10 protein-coding genes are annotated in these 15,154 nt (G+C 68.0%); 6 read left to right on the plus strand and 4 right to left on the minus strand.

Going from position 1 to position 15,154, the window contains the following annotated elements; genetic code table 11:
• Positions 1-57: 57 nt before the first annotated feature.
• Positions 58-2,166 carry a DNA gyrase/topoisomerase IV subunit B gene (locus tag RCH15_RS13655; RefSeq protein ID WP_326961210.1) on the plus strand — a complete coding sequence of 703 codons (2,109 nt, stop codon included), beginning with the start codon at positions 58-60 and terminating at the stop codon, positions 2,164-2,166.
• A gap of 40 nt (positions 2,167-2,206) precedes the next feature.
• Here RCH15_RS13655 and RCH15_RS13660 read toward each other — a convergent pair whose 3' ends face one another.
• Positions 2,207-3,196 carry a M56 family metallopeptidase gene (locus tag RCH15_RS13660; protein ID WP_326961211.1) on the minus strand — a complete coding sequence of 330 codons (990 nt, stop codon included), beginning with the start codon at positions 3,194-3,196 and terminating at the stop codon, positions 2,207-2,209.
• A gap of 6 nt (positions 3,197-3,202) precedes the next feature.
• On the minus strand, positions 3,203-3,589 hold the full coding sequence (locus RCH15_RS13665) for a BlaI/MecI/CopY family transcriptional regulator (RefSeq protein WP_326961212.1): 387 nt from the start codon (positions 3,587-3,589) through the stop codon (positions 3,203-3,205).
• 186 nt (positions 3,590-3,775) lie between these two features.
• On the opposite strand from RCH15_RS13665, the gene RCH15_RS13670 reads away from it, so the two are divergent.
• The 5 genes from RCH15_RS13670 (at position 3,776) to RCH15_RS13690 (ending at position 11,571) form a co-directional block, all read left to right on the plus strand.
• Positions 3,776-4,153, plus strand: coding sequence for an META domain-containing protein (locus RCH15_RS13670; RefSeq protein ID WP_326961213.1), 378 nt, complete (start codon positions 3,776-3,778; stop codon positions 4,151-4,153).
• Between the two features lie 185 nt (positions 4,154-4,338).
• On the plus strand, positions 4,339-5,940 hold the full coding sequence (locus RCH15_RS13675) for a cytochrome ubiquinol oxidase subunit I (RefSeq protein ID WP_326961214.1): 1,602 nt from the start codon (positions 4,339-4,341) through the stop codon (positions 5,938-5,940).
• A gap of 36 nt (positions 5,941-5,976) precedes the next feature.
• Positions 5,977-7,026 carry a cytochrome d ubiquinol oxidase subunit II gene (gene cydB / locus RCH15_RS13680; protein ID WP_326961215.1) on the plus strand — a complete coding sequence of 350 codons (1,050 nt, stop codon included), beginning with the start codon at positions 5,977-5,979 and terminating at the stop codon, positions 7,024-7,026.
• Positions 7,027-7,032: 6 nt separating this feature from the next.
• Positions 7,033-10,557 carry a thiol reductant ABC exporter subunit CydD gene (cydD, locus tag RCH15_RS13685; RefSeq protein ID WP_326961216.1) on the plus strand — a complete coding sequence of 1,175 codons (3,525 nt, stop codon included), beginning with the start codon at positions 7,033-7,035 and terminating at the stop codon, positions 10,555-10,557.
• Positions 10,558-10,578: 21 nt separating this feature from the next.
• Positions 10,579-11,571 (plus strand): GNAT family N-acetyltransferase, encoded by a 993-nt coding sequence (locus RCH15_RS13690; protein ID WP_326961217.1) that lies wholly within the window; start codon positions 10,579-10,581, stop codon positions 11,569-11,571.
• A gap of 15 nt (positions 11,572-11,586) precedes the next feature.
• Here RCH15_RS13690 and RCH15_RS13695 read toward each other — a convergent pair whose 3' ends face one another.
• On the minus strand, positions 11,587-12,105 hold the full coding sequence (locus RCH15_RS13695; RefSeq protein ID WP_326961218.1) for a DinB family protein: 519 nt from the start codon (positions 12,103-12,105) through the stop codon (positions 11,587-11,589).
• A 492-nt stretch (positions 12,106-12,597) separates the two neighbouring features.
• Positions 12,598-15,120, minus strand: a complete 2,523-nt coding sequence (locus RCH15_RS13700; RefSeq protein WP_326961219.1) for a DNA gyrase/topoisomerase IV subunit A — start codon at positions 15,118-15,120, stop codon at positions 12,598-12,600.
• Positions 15,121-15,154: the final 34 nt, after the last annotated feature.

A 15,154-nucleotide genomic window follows, 5' to 3' on the forward strand; every position in this document is an offset into this window, starting at 1 on the left:
TCAAAAAGCATTCCCCGTCCGATAGGACGGTTCCGTTCCTGAAGGAGTTTTCGCCCCGTGGCACCAAGTTCTGATTACACAGCCCGGCATCTCTCCGTGCTGGAAGGCCTCGAAGCCGTCCGGAAGCGCCCGGGCATGTACATCGGTTCCACGGACTCCCGTGGTCTCATGCACTGCCTGTGGGAAATCATCGACAACTCCGTCGACGAGGCCCTCGCCGGCTTTGGCCACGACATCAAAATCATCCTGCACGCGGACAATTCGGTGGAGATCCACGACGACGGGCGCGGCGTCCCGGTGGACATCGAACCGAAAACGGGACTGAGCGGCGTCGAGGTCGTCTTCACCAAGCTCCACGCCGGAGGCAAGTTCGGCGGCGGCTCCTACACCGCGTCCGGCGGCCTTCATGGCGTCGGCGCGTCCGTGGTCAATGCCCTGTCCGCCCGGCTGGACGTGGAAGTGGACCGCGGCGGAAAAACCTACAAAATGTCCTTCCGCCGAGGCGAGCCCGGCCGCTTTAAGGACACCGGCACCCGGCCCGATCCCGCTTCGGTCTTCGGCCCGTTCGTCGACGGTTCCGTTCTGGACGTCATCGGCAAAGCCAAACGCGGCGTCACGGGCACACGGATCCGTTACTGGGCGGACCGGCAGATCTTCACTCCCGACGCAAAATTCTCCTACGATGAGCTGGCCGCCCGCGCCCGCCAGACCTCCTTCCTGGTCCCGGGCCTGAAGCTCACCGTCCGGGATGAGCGCAAGCTCCCCGGCACCCCCGGCGAATCCGGCCCGCACGAGGAAGTGTTCCATCACGACGGCGGCATCTCCGAGTTCGTTGACTACCTCGCCGCCGACCCTGCCGTCACGGATATTTGGCGGCTCCACGGCGCCGGGAAGTTCAAAGAAACCGTTCCGGTAATTGACGGTCAGGGCCACAGCCAGCTCACCGAGGTCGAACGGGACTGCGAGGTGGACGTCGCCCTCCGCTGGGGCATCGGCTACGACAGCACCGTGCGCACCTTCGTGAACATCATTTCCACCCCCAAAGGCGGCACGCACCAGGCGGGCTTCGAGCAGGCGCTGCTGAAAACATTCCGCAAGGCTGTGGAAACCAACGCCCGGAAGCTCAAAGCCGGCAATGACAAGATCGAAAAGGACGACATCTTCGCCGGACTCACCGCCGTCCTGACGGTCCGCCTCGCCGAGCCGCAGTTCGAAGGCCAAACGAAGGAAATCCTGGGCACCTCCGCCGTGCGGGCCATCGTCGCCAAGGTGGTGGAGCGCGAGATCAACGCCAAGCTGACCTCAGCGAACCGCAACGACAAAGCCCAATCCGCGCTGCTGTTGGAAAAGATCGTCAGCGAAATGAAGTCGCGCATCTCCGCGCGCGTCCATAAAGAAACCCAACGGCGTAAAAACGCCCTGGAGACGTCCTCGATGCCCACCAAGCTCGCCGACTGCCGCACGGACGACGTCGCCCGCTCCGAACTGTTCATCGTCGAGGGTGACTCGGCGCTGGGAACCGCCAAATTGGCCCGTTCCTCGGACTTCCAGGCGCTGCTGCCCATCCGCGGGAAGATCCTCAACGTGCAGAAGGCCTCGGTGGGCGACATGCTCTCCAACGCCGAATGTGCGGCCCTCATCCAGGTGGTGGGCGCGGGCTCCGGCCGCAGCTTCGACATCGGCGCCGCCCGGTACGGCAAGGTCATCCTGATGACCGACGCCGACGTCGACGGCGCCCACATCCGCACGCTCCTGCTGACCCTGTTCTTCCGTTACATGCGGCCCATGATCGAGCAGGGACGCGTCTTCGCCGCCGTTCCGCCACTGCACCGCGTGGAGGTCATCAACGCCGGGCAGAAGGCCAACGAGATGATCTATACGTATTCCGAAGCGGAACTGCACACCCTGCTGAACCGCCTCGCCAAGGACGGCAAGCGGTACAAGGAACCGATCCAGCGGTACAAAGGCCTTGGCGAAATGGACGCCGAGCAACTGGCCGAGACCACCATGGACCCGCGGCACCGCACCCTGCGCAAGGTCGGCATTGAAAACGCCAAACAGGCCGAGGAAACCTTCGACCTGCTGATGGGATCGGACGTCGCACCGCGCAAGGACTTCATCATCGCCGGCGCGGCGAGCCTGGACCGGGAACGCATCGACGCCTGACGGAGGCGGGTGGGTGAGGCCGCGGCGGAACCACGCGGGCTCAGCCCAGCAGGCCGGGGACGATCAGCAAGGCGGTCGGGACCGAGAGCAACAGCAGGCATGCCGCCAACACCGTTGCCCGCACGGGTTCCGGCAGCGGACGCGGGGGAGAGAGCAGGCGGCTGACCCGGGACGCCGTGGTCCGCGCTGAGCCGGCGCCTCCGGTGGCCCCGGGCTGGCCGGGTCCGACGTCGGGAAATTCCGGTTCTCCGAAGGCCATCCTGGTGCCCCGGGCGCCGTTGGAGCCGCTGGCAACAATCGCGATCGCTTTGATCAGGGTGGCCCTGCTCCCGGTCTTCAGCGCGACGTCGTCGGCCAGCATTTCAATCAGCGAGCTGACCGCCTCCTGCGCCAGCCGGGTGGTGGGCAGCCACGGAAGCGCCTGCCGCCACGCCGCGAAGGCCCAGAGCAGGAGGTGATGGCGCTGGTCCAGGTGGGCGTTCTCGTGGTTCAAGACCGCGCGGAGCTCGGCGGGTTCCAGCGCGGCCATGAGCCCGTCGGAGAGGACGGTGACCGAGCGGGCGCCTCCCGGCAGGCAATACGCGACGGGGGAATCGACGTTGATCACCATGGTCCGCGGGCCATCCGCGGAGGGGGACGCAAGCAGGGCCAACAGTTCGCGGTGCCGCCGCCGCTGGCGCTGAATCCTGTAGTAGGTCAAAAGCAGGGTAAAAACCAGGTGGGCCGTCAAGAGGGCCGCGGCTGAGAGGGCAAAGATATGCCAGAAACCCAGCGCGGTGGTTGGCGCATTATGCAGGACCATTGCGGCCAGCGCTTTCAACCCCGCCAGCAGGTTGTCCCCGAGCGGCTCCAGTCCGTAGACCAGCATGGCGCCGATCATGGACAGCCCGCCGGCGAGGGCGATCGTTTGCCACAGCACCATGGCTGTGAACGGAGAGCGGGAGGGCCACTGGGCCCGCGACAACAGAACAGGTACAGGCCAGGCAAGCGCTACCGCCAGGACCGCCAAAAACCATGAGGTCCAGAACATGGGGCGCTAGCTGAGTCGCAGCAGCTTGCGCAGCGTTTCTGCCTCGGTATCGGTGACGGAACCAATGAAACGGGCCAGAACTGCCTCACGGTCCGGCGCAGAGCCCAGAACCTCATGCATCAGCTCAGCAGTGTGGTCCTCACGGCTGGAGACTGCCTTGTAGCGGTGCGGGCGGGTACCGCGTTCCCGCTCCACGAGGCCCTTGCGCTCCAAACGGGAAAGCACGGTCAGCACGGTGGTGACTGCCAGATCCTTGCCCGCGTAGCCGGCGGTGCCGTTCTCGGTGCGGGTACTCTGCGCGAGCAGGTCGCGGAGGGTGTTTGCTGTTGCAGCCTCATGGCCTGCCCAGAGCAGGTCCATCACTGCCCGTTCCAGTTCACCGAGACTCGCCATCGCGTACTTCCTTCGTATGTGCCGCTGCGGCCGATCAACTCTGCTGCGCGGTCTATGAATACTTCTCTCCTAAATTTACCGCGTTTTGCCGATAGTTTCTACATGAGGTAGAAGTAGCCGGACCGGCGTGTTGCCGGCGCCCCGTGACGCTTCCGTCCGGCGTTCCCGCGGGGCTACCATGTCGGCATGGGACGTTTGCCTCGACGTTGCCTTCTGCGCGTTGCGACGCTGGCTGCCGGCCTGGCGGTGGCAGCTCTCATCGGGTGTTCGGGCCCGGCGTCGGCTTCATTTACCGGAGCCTGGGGACAAACGGCCAACGGCCAGCCCAACCTCACCATCGCCGATGACGGCTCCTTCCAGGGAACCGACGGCTGCAACCGTCTGTCCGGCAAGGGTTCCATGGCGGGGGATGTCTTTACCTTCGGCCCCATCGCGGCTACTTCCATGGCCTGCAGCGGCGTCGACCCGTGGCTGTCGCTGGCAGACACCGCCAAGGTGGAGGGGTCTGCACTCGTTCTTTACCGGAACGGTGGCAACAGGGTCGGGACGTTGCCCAGGCAATGACCTGCCGGCTGCGTGCCGTTCGCAGCCCCGGCGATTGATCATAGGGTGCCCCGCCTTCTGCCTTGGGCGCGGCATGAGGTGCGGCCGCGGTCCGGCGCAAGCGGTCGTCAAAATGTTCTACACTCTGTAGAAGAAGCTTTCTACGGGACGTAGAAATTGCTCGCCCAGCAACGTTAGGGACTGCCTTGGACGCCTTGGAAATCGCACGCTGGCAATTCGGCATCACCACGGTCTACCACTTCATGATGGTGCCGCTCACGATCGGACTGGGTCTTGTGGTGGCCGTCATCCAGACGATGTGGCACCGCACCGGAAAGCCGGAGTACCTCCGGATGACCAAATTCTGGGGCAAGCTCTTCCTGATCAACTTCATCATGGGCGTTGCCACCGGCATCGTCCAGGAATTCCAGTTCGGTATGGCCTGGAGCGAGTACAGCCGCTTCGTGGGCGACGTGTTCGGCGCCCCGCTGGCCATGGAGGCCTTGCTGGCATTTTTTGTGGAGTCGACGTTCCTCGGCCTGTGGATTTTCGGCTGGAAGCAACTCAAGCCGGCCGTCCATCTGGCTTGCCTGTGGATCGCCGTGATCGGATCCGTCTTCTCTGCCTATTTCATCATCGTGGCTAACAGTTGGATGCAGCACCCGGTGGGTGTTGAGATGATCAGCGGCCGCCCGGTCATGACCGATGCCTGGGCCGTCTTCACCAACAACACCGCCCTCGTGGCCGTCCCGCACACCCTCTTCGGTGCCCTCGCCGTCGCCGGCGCTTTCCTGCTGGGCATTGCCTGGTACCACCTGTGGCGCCGCCGCCACGACGGGATCGACACCATCGGGCCGGACGGCAGCGTGGTTCCCGGTGAGTCAACGGTTCCCGGCCGTGACCGCACCGACCACGCCGTGTGGATCCGTTCCCTGCGGATCGGTGCTGTCGTTGCCATGATCTCCTTCGCCGGTACCGCCATCACCGGGGACCTGCAGGGCAAACTCATGTTCGAACAACAGCCCATGAAGATGGCCGCCGCGGAGGCGGCATGCCACGACGGCACCGGGTTCTCCATCCTGAGCGTGGGCAACGTCGGCTCCAAGAACTGCGACGACGTTGTTGCCGTCATTGAGGTCCCCGGCATCCTGTCCTTCCTGGCCAAAGGGGACTTCACCACCGAGGTCAAGGGCGTCAACAGCCTGCTGGAGCAGTACAAGGCCGACTACGGCACCCACCTGCCGGACAACCCGATCTACGGGGACCGCGCCGGGCGGGAAATTCAGTACGTTCCAGTCATGGAAGTCACCTACTGGGGCTTCCGGATGATGATCGGGTTCGGCGCAGTAGCGGCAATGGCCGCGCTGGCCGCCCTGTGGGTCACCCGCAAGGGGACCGTCCCCGCATCCCGTGGCCTCATGCGGCTGGCCGTCTTCGGCATCCTCGCACCGTTTGGCGCGAATGCCGCCGGCTGGATCTTCACCGAAATGGGCCGGCAACCGTTCGTCGTCGCTCCCAACCCCGATCTCAGCGGGGTAGACCAGGTCTTTATGTTCACCGCCGCGGCCGTCTCGCCGGGTGTCTCGGCCGGTGAGCTCCTGACCTCCCTGGTGGTGCTCACCGCCGTCTACGCGGTGCTGCTGGTGGTCGAGGTCAGGCTCCTGGTCAAGTACATCCGCGGCGGAGTGGCCGGGGCCATGCCGGAGCTGGTCCACGCCGCCGTCGACGAGAACGAGGACGCCACCCCCAAAGACGGTGGTCCCGGCAAACCCGGGGACTCCGAGGACGTCCTGGCGTTCGCCTACTAAGCCCGAGCCCCCCAAAAAACGCAGAGGATACTCAGCATGGAACTGCTTCCCACCATCTGGTTCATCGCCATCGCGGTGCTGTGGACGGGCTATCTCTTTCTCGAGGGCTTCGACCTCGGCGTCGGAATGCTGATGAAGGGCTTCGCCCGGAACAACACCGAACGCCGGGTACTGCTCAACACCGTCGGCCCGGTCTGGGACGGCAACGAGGTGTGGCTCCTGACCGCTGGAGGCGCCACCTTCGCGGCCTTCCCGCTCTGGTACGCATCCCTGTTTTCCGCCCTCTACCTGCCGCTGCTGCTGGTCCTCGTGGCCTTGATCTTCCGCGCCGTGGCTTTTGAGTACCGCGGCAAGGTGGATGACCCCGTGTGGCGTGCGCGCTGGGACTGGGCGATCTCGCTGGGCTCCTTCGTGGCGGCCTTCGGCGTTGGAGCCGCCCTCGCGCTGACCACCACGGGGCTGCCGGTCAACGCCAACGGTGACCGGGAGGGCGGCCCGTTCGCTTGGTTCAGCGCCTACGCTGTCCTGGGCGGTCTCGCCGTCGTGGGGTTCTCCCTGCTCCATGGCCTCGCGTTCCTTGCGCTGAAGACCGACGGCGACATCCGGCACCGTGCACGCCGGTGGTTCGTCCGGCTGTTGCCCGTGCTGCTGCTGCCGATCGCCGGCTGGGCCGTGAGCCTGCAGGTGCTCAGCGGCGCTTTGTGGACGGTGCTGGCCGTCGTCGCCGCCGTGGCGGCAGCTGTCCTGGCGTGGAACTCCGCCCGGAAGGGTGCCGAAGGCCGTGCGTTCCTGTCCCTGGGCGCCTTCCTGCTTCTGGGCAGCGCTTCGATTTTCGGCGCGGCCTTCCCCGTGGTGCTCCCGTCCACGCTGAACCCTGATTTCAACCTCACGATCTCCAACGCCTCATCCTCGGACTACACCCTCGGTCTGATGACCGTCGTTGCCTGTATCGGGCTGCCGCTGGTGCTCGTCTACCAGGCGTGGACGTACTGGGTGTTCCGGCGCCGGGTCAGCGACGCGCATATCCCGGAGGCCCACAGCTTCCTGCCCGCCATCGCCGCCAAAGCCCTGGCGCCCAAGGACTGACATCTGATGAGACCGCAGTTTCCTACCGGCCCCGGCAACCGCGCGGCCCTGTACCTGCTGGGCTTGCTCGCTGCCCTCAAGGCGCTGTCCCTCGTGCTGATCGGGCAGGCCGTGGCGTCCATGCTGGCCGGACTGATGGGCGGCATCCCGGCATGGGATGCCCAACTGTACTGGGGCGTGGCCGGGGTGGCGCTCCGCGCGCTGACAGTCTGGGCGCAGGCAGTCGCATCCCGCCGGGCCGCGCTGGGCGTGAAAGAGGAACTGCGCTCGCAGCTGCTCGAGCGGGCACTGCGCGGCGGCGCCCGCTCCGCCGGACCCGCCGACGGCGGCCTCGCCATCCTGGCAACCCGTGGCCTGGATGCCTTGGACAATTACTACACCCAGTTCCTGCCTGCCCTGGTGAACTGCGCAGCCATTCCGTTGCTCCTGGGTGCGCGCATTCTGTCCGCCGACTGGATCAGCGCCGTCGTCATCGTCCTGACCGTGCCGCTGGTGCCGATCTTCATGATCCTGATCGGCCGCTACACCGATGACCGGGTCCGGGAAGCCCAGTCGGCCCTGGCCCGGCTCTCGGGCCACATGCTCGAACTCGCCAAAGGCCTGCCCGTCCTCGTGGGGTTGGGCCGTGCCAGCGCCCAGCGCAAGGCCCTTGAGGACCTCTCCGAGGAATACCGCCACCGGACCATGGGGACCTTGCGGACGGCCTTCCTTTCCGCACTCGCGCTGGAACTCATCGCCACCATCTCCGTGGCCGTCGTCGCGGTGTTCATCGGCGTCCGGCTCGTCCACGGCGACATGGCACTGGAGGCAGGACTATTGGCCCTGATCCTGGCCCCCGACTGTTATCTGCCGCTGCGCGAACTCGGCACCGCGCACCACGCCAGCGACGACGGCCGTGCCGCGCTCGCCGAGACCACCACCGTCCTCCAGGCGCACGAGCCCACGCCGTTGCGGCCCGAGGCCGGTGCTGGCACTGCGTCCACACCTGGCGCGGGAGCCGCGCCTCCTCCCGCCCTGCAGGTCTCCGCACTGACGGTGCGTTACGGCGGCCGGGCGGATGCCGTTGTCGGACCGCTCAGCTTCACAGCAGCCGCCGGGCGGATCACCGCCCTCGACGGTCCCAGCGGTGCCGGCAAAAGCACCGTGCTCGGCGTGCTGGCCGGGACGGTCGGGGACGGCGGCGGCCCGGGTCAGGAAGCCACGGTGACCGGACGGCTCGGGGGGTTTACGACGGCGGACCTGGCCTGGGTGCCGCAGCATCCGGTGATGGTCGCCCCGACCGTGCTGGCGGAGGTCCGGCTCTATCTGGGCGCCGCAGCCGGCAGTGCCCCAGCAGCCCCCGGCGACGCGGCGGCCCTGCGCTGCCTGGCTGCCTGCGCCGCGGAGCACCTCGCAGCCAAGCACCCGGCAGAACTCAGCCCGGGGGAGCTGCGCCGGGTAGCCCTCGCCCGCGGCCTGGCCCGGATCGAAGCCGGCGCGACGGTACTGTTGCTCGATGAGCCCACCGCCCACCTCGACCGGAACTCAGCCACCGCGGTCAGTACCGCCATCGCCGGACTCCGCGGAAAGGTCACGGTTCTGCTGGTGGCCCACGACCGGCAAACCCGGGAGCTAGCCGACCAGCTCGTGGCTGTGGCTCCGGGCGCCGTGGCGCCGGGTGGGGCGCTGGCCGCGGGTACAGTGCCTGCGCCCGTAGGCCGGACTGCAACTGTCGCCGGCCTTGCCGCGACGACCCGGCCGGGAACTGCTGCGCCCCACCTGGCCGACGGCTCCCAAATCCGGCCCGTACAGATCCGGCGCGTACAGACCCGGCCAACGCGACCACAGCCGGCAGAGCCCGCTCGGCCTTCAACGGCAGCCCGGCTCCGGCGGCTGCTCCAGCCGGTAGGGCCCAAATTCGCCGCAGCCGGAGTTGTTGGCACCCTGGCGGCCCTTTTCGCCGTCGCCCTCTCCGGGCTCTCCGGCTGGCTGATCATCCGTGCCAGCGAGCAGCCGCCCATCCTCTACCTGCTCACTGCGATCGTGGGCGTGCGCTTCTTCGGTATCGGCCGGGCCGCGCTGCGCTACCTTGAACGGCTGCTGCTGCACGACGCCGTGTTCGCTGCCCTGACCCGGCTCCGCGGCCGGCTCTGGGAATCGCTGAGCCGGCGGGCCCTGTCCCTGCGCCGGCTGCTGCAGGGCGGCAACGTCCTGGGCACCGTGGTGGATGACGTCGACACCGTCCGTGAATTGTTGCCCCGTGTGGTTCTGCCGCCGCTGACCGCCGTGGCCGTCGCAGCCGGCGCCGTCACCGGGATCGCCTTGCTGTTGCCGGCAGCACTCCCCGCCGTCGTTGCTGCTGCCCTGCTGAGCCTGGTGGCCGCCCCGGCCCTGGCACTCGCGGCGGACCGGATGTCCGCCGGCACCGAACAGCGGCTGCGCTCCGGCGTCCTCCGCCAGGTGGCAGCAGCCCTTGACGCCCGCGCCGACCTCCACGCCAACCACGTCGCCGCACCCGTACTCGCCGCCATCATCCGCGCCGACCGCTCCGCGACGGCCGCTTCCCAGCGGTCCGCGTGGGCCGAGGGTCTCGGCCAGGGGCTGACGGTACTGGCCTGCGGGACCGCTGCCCTGGCCAGCGCCGTGCTGGCCGCGCCGCTGGTCAGCAGCGGAGCGGCCGAGGCCTCAACGGTTGCGGTTGTTGTGCTGCTCCAGCTCGCGCTCGTCGAGCCCTACGCGGCCATCACGACGGCGGTCCGCCAGTACCCGGCGCTGCGTGCGGTCCTGGATCGCATCGGGGAAGCCGGCGTCCTCGACGCCGGCGCAGCGGCTGCCTCCAGCGGCCTGGTCCCCGTGGCCGGCCGGGCCGGGGGTAAGCCCGGGATCGAACTCAGGAACCTCGCGGCCGCTTGGCCCGGCGGCCCCGAGGTCTTCACCGGTGTGACCGCCACCGCCGAACCCGGGCGCTGGCTCGCCGTCACCGGGACCTCGGGTTCCGGAAAGTCCACCCTGCTCGCCGTCGTCCTCGGGTTCCTCCCCGCGGCGGGCGGCCACATCGGGCTCAGCGGGCGGGCCGCCTGGTGTCCGCAGGAGGCCCACCTCTTTGACTCGACCATCCGCGGCAACCTGCTGCTGGGGCTTCCGGACGACCGGCGCGGCGAATCATCGGACCCCGGGCTGGCGGACGCCCTGTCCGCGGTGGGCCTCGGACCGCTGATTGGCCGGCTGGAACACGGCCTGGACACCCGGATTGGACCCGGCGGGGCCTTCCTCAGCGGCGGTGAGCGGCAGCGTCTCGCCGTCGCCCGCACCCTCCTGACCGGAGCCGACGTGATTCTGCTCGACGAACCCACGGCCCATTTGGATGCGGAGTCCGGTGAGGCGATGCTGGCCGAGCTCCGGCACGGGCTGCGCAACCGGACAGTGGTCCTCGTAACGCACAATCCGGAGGACATTGCGGCGGAGGACGACCGGCTGGACCTGGACCTGGCGGCGGGACGTTCCACCCCGGCGTCGGGGCCCAATCGGCCAGCCCTGCTGGCACGGGGCTAGGCCGGAAGCTAGCCTGTTGCCATGAACGGACGCGCCGAGCCCCACACCAGCCTGGATCCCCGCCTTTCGTGGCGTGCTGCCGCGGATGCGGACCTTGAAGGCTGGGCGGCGCTCATCGCCCGCACCGCCGCCGTCGAACGGCCCGTCTGGTTCGAGTGCCGCGCCGATCTGGAACAGGTTCTTGGATCGCAGAAGAACCCGGCCGCCACGAACACTGTCCTCGGCACCGACGTTGAGGGTGTGGCCCGGGCCTATGCCCGGATCACGAAGAACCCGGACGGGGACAAAGCGGTGGGGTACGGCTGCGTTGATCCAGGCTGGCAGCGGAAAGGGATCGGCCGCGGGCTGCTGGGCTGGATGGAGGGCAGGGCCCGGTTGCGGTTTGCCGGGGATGGGAGGGCAGCAACCACGCCCAGGCTGCGGCTCCACTCGGAACAGCAGCACACCCACCAGGCGGCGCTGTTCGGAAGCGCCGGTTACCGGATCGTGCGGTATTACCACGAGATGCACCGGCCGCTTAGGGCTGGACTCCCGGAGGTGGTGCTGGACGATAGGTTCGAACTTGTGGGCTTCGGCCCCGAGCTGCGCGGGCCCGTGCGGCTGGCGCACAACGACGCCTTCCAGGACCACTGGGGCAGCGAGCCCCGGGATGAGGAGGGCTGGGGTCTTGTCGTTCACGATCCTCTGGCGCGGCCTGACCTGAGTGCGGTGGTCCTGGAGCGGGCCACCGGCAAGGTGGCCGGGTACCAGCTCGCCAGCCACGACCCGGTCATCGCAGCCTCGCGGGGTTTCACGGAGGGCTATACGGACCTTCTGGGCGTGCGGCGGGAGTTCCGGGGCCACGGATTGGCCCGGGCCCTGCTGGCGGATGCGATGCACCGCTTCGCCGCGGCGGGTATGGACATGGCCTCGCTCGACGTCGACTCCGAGAACCCCACCGGAGCCCTGGCCCTCTACGCCGCCATGGGCTATGCCGCAGTCAACACCAGCATGGCCTGGGACAAGGAGCTCTAGCCACGGGTCCCCACGCTAGCCATCCACATCGTGGAGGTGATGGACGACATCGTGCAGGAAGTACTGCGAGAACGTCAGGACGGTGAATTCCGAGCCGTTGCTGCGGGTACCTGTCCGGCCCCACTGATCCTCCGGAACCCGGCTGAAGGACGCGGCGATCTGCTCGCCTTCCGCGGTGAGTCCCGCGCTGACCTCGGCGGGATCGGCGTTGGCGTAGTCCTTCTCGACGGCGGTCGCGTCCTGGTCCCAGTCCAGGAACCGGGCATCCTCCTCGGCCAGCATCAGGTTCAGCCGGTGGTCGAACAGGCTGAAGACGTCCCGGACGTGGCAGGCGTACTCGAGCGCCGACCACGTGTCCGGGCCGGGGCGGGCCGCCGCATCCGGGCGCCGCAGCGCGACCCGCCAGCGGGGGAGCATGCTCGCCACGATCCCCGGCACTGTTGCGGGGGTCGCCGCTGACGCATCGAAACCGCACTCCGGGCAGGGCCGCTGCAGGACCCAGGTCCAATCCTTGACATCGGGAATGATAGGCATGGGAGCAGTCTAAGGGCAGTGCGTTCCGCTGCCCGCGAGGGCAGGGTGCGCAACTGGTCAGGACCTCAACGTATGTCCGTTTGCTCAACAGCTCCTCTCAAAGACGCTGGTCAGCAGGGCTCACTTTTTGGGTAATGCAAAGAAGGTCTCCGGGGACGAAAGCCGCGAACAGGGGCCCGCTTCTGCAGCCCCTGCCGGCAGGGGCTGCAGACCTCGAAGCCGAAGTCACAGGTGCCCGCGGCTTAGGCGCCGTTGCCCAGCCCGGGTCCGACCCGCCGGGGCGACGGTGCCGGTTGTTCACCGCCCGCGATTCAGCACAAATGGCCGCATTGCCCGGCTCCTTGACGGCCTTTTGTGGTGAACCGGCGAGCGGTAACGGCCATCTGTGGCGAACGGTGAGCGGCAACGGCCACTTGAGGCAAATGGGTGGGCGACAGGAAGGCCCGGCGACCAGGACGACCCCCGCGCCCGGCCACCCGGGCTCAAGAGGGCCTAGGCGTCCGGCGCCGGCGCAGGCTCCCAGGACATGCTCGGGCCGATCGCGTCGATGGCCTGGGACAGCGGAATGCCGGAGCCGTCGCGCCGGCCGTGTTCCCCGGGGAGGGAGCGGGCCACCCCGGCCTGGGAGGATGCCTTCGCGGGGCCGTGACCGGACCACGCCAGCAGCAGGGTGTCCTCACCCTTGAGGAAGCGGTGCGCCCTGACACCGGCCGTAGCGCGGCCCTTCGCCGGGTATTCGGCGAGGGCGGTGACCTTGGCGGCTCCCGGAGCGGTGCCCGGAAGCGCCCCCTCGGTGCCGGCGATGGTGACGACGACGGCGGCGGCGTCGGCCGGGCTGGCGGTGCCGAAGAACAGCACCCGGTCCCCGGCGGCAACTTTGATCCCGGCCATGCCGCCGGCGGTCCGGCCCTGCGGCCGGACGGCGGCGGAACTGAAGCGCAGCAACTGGGCCTGCCGCGTCACGAAGACGAGATCGACGTCGTCGGAACCCGCCGGGGCCACACCGACCACGGCATCCCTGTCCTTGAGCGCGATGACTTCCCAGTCCTCGCGGTTCAGCGGGTAATCCGGTTGCACGCGCTTGACCACCCCCTGCGCCGTGCCGATCGCCAGCACCTCATCCAGCGGGGCGAACGCCACGAGGGACTCGCCTTTGAGGAGGGTAATGAAGTCCTTGGCGGCCACGCCTCCCGCCATGTTCGGGGTGCCCGAGGTTGGCGGAAGCACGGGCATGTCCATCACCTGCAGCCGCAGCATCCGGCCCTGCGACGTGACAGCGGCGATCTCGCCGCGCGCTGAGGTCTTCAGCACCGACGTGAAGACATCGTGCCGGGTCCGCGGGCCGGACTCGGCGAGGCTGTCCTGGTTGGCGGTGCGCGCGATCTGACCCGAAACGGTCAGGATCGCCCAGCACGGGTCGTCCGCAATTTCCAGTGCCAGGGGCGCAGCCTTGCCCTTGGCGCCCGGCGCGGCGGCCAGGGCTGCGGCGACGGTAGGCGAAACAGCTTCTGACTCGAGCAGCACGGTCCGGCGCGGGGTGCCGTACTTCTCGGCGATCTCTGCCAGTTCGGCGGACACCAGGGCGCGGAGCCGTTCGCCCGAACCCAGGATGGCCTCAAGCTCGGCGATCTCGCGGCGCAGCTCGTCCTGCTCCTTCTCAAGTTCGATCCGGGAGTACTTGGTCAGCTGCCGGAGCCGGAGTTCCAGGATGTAGTTGGCCTGGATCTCGGAGAGGTCGTAGATGGACATCAGCCGGGTCCTGGCCGCGGCGGCCTCGTCCGAGGACCGGATGATCTGAATGACCTCGTCGATGTCCACGATCGCGATGAGCATGCCCTCCACCAGGTGCAAGCGGTCCTTCTTCTTGCCCAGGCGGAACGCGGTGCGGCGGCGCACCACAGTGATGCGGTGCTCCACATAAACGGAGAGCAGCTGCAGCAGTCCCAGGGTCTGCGGCTGGCCGTCGACCAGTGTGACGTTGTTGATGCCGAAGGAATCCTCCATCGGCGAGTAGCGGTACAGCTGCTGGAGCACGGCGTTCGGGTTGAAGCCGTTCTTGAGTTCGATGACGAGGCGCAGGCCGTGCTTGCGGTCGGTGAGGTCCACGATGTCGCTGATACCGGCGAGCTTCTTGCCGTTGACGGCGTCTTTAATCTTCTCGATCACCTTTTCCGGCCCCACCATGTACGGCAGTTCGGTGACCACCAGTCCGGTGCGGCGGGCCGAAAGCTGCTCGACTTCGACTTTGGCGCGGGTCTTGAAGGAGCCGCGTCCCGAGGCGTACGCGTCGCGGATGCCGTCCAACCCGACGATCCGTCCGCCCGTGGGCAAATCAGGGCCGGGGACGAACTTCATGATGTCTTCCAGCGTGGCGTCCGGGTGCTCGATCAGGTGCCGGGCGGCGGCGATGACCTCCACCAGGTTGTGCGGGGCCATGTTCGTGGCCATGCCGACGGCGATGCCGGTGGCGCCGTTGACCAGCAGGTTCGGGAAGGCCGCCGGCAGTACGTCGGGCTGGGTCAGCTGGTTGTCGTAGTTGGGCACGAAATCGACGACGTCCTCGTCGAGGTGGTCGGTCAGCGTCAGCGCGGCGGCAGCGAGGCGGGCTTCGGTGTACCGCGGCGCCGCGGGGCCGTCGTCGAGCGAGCCGAAGTTGCCGTGGCCGTCGATGAGCGGCAGCCGCAGCGAGAAGTCCTGCGCCATGCGCACCATCGCGTCGTAAATTGCGGTGTCACCATGGGGGTGCAGCTTGCCCATGACCTCGCCCACCACCCGGGCGCTCTTGACGTGGCCGCGGTCCGGCCGCAGGCCCATCTCGCTCATCATGTACAGGATGCGCCGCTGCACCGGTTTCAGGCCGTCGCGGGCGTCGGGCAGGGCGCGGGAGTAAATCACCGAATAGGCGTACTCGAGGAACGAACCTTCCATCTCCGACGTGACGTCGATGTCGACGATGTTCTCTACGAAATCCTGGCTGGCTTCCCCTGCCGGGGACGGGGTTTGGCGGCGGGCCATGAGGCTGGTGGGTCCTTCTGAGGGGGCAGAACGA

This window comes from Arthrobacter sp. MP_M4 (assembly GCF_035984855.1).
In the GTDB taxonomy this organism is placed as follows: domain Bacteria; phylum Actinomycetota; class Actinomycetes; order Actinomycetales; family Micrococcaceae; genus Arthrobacter.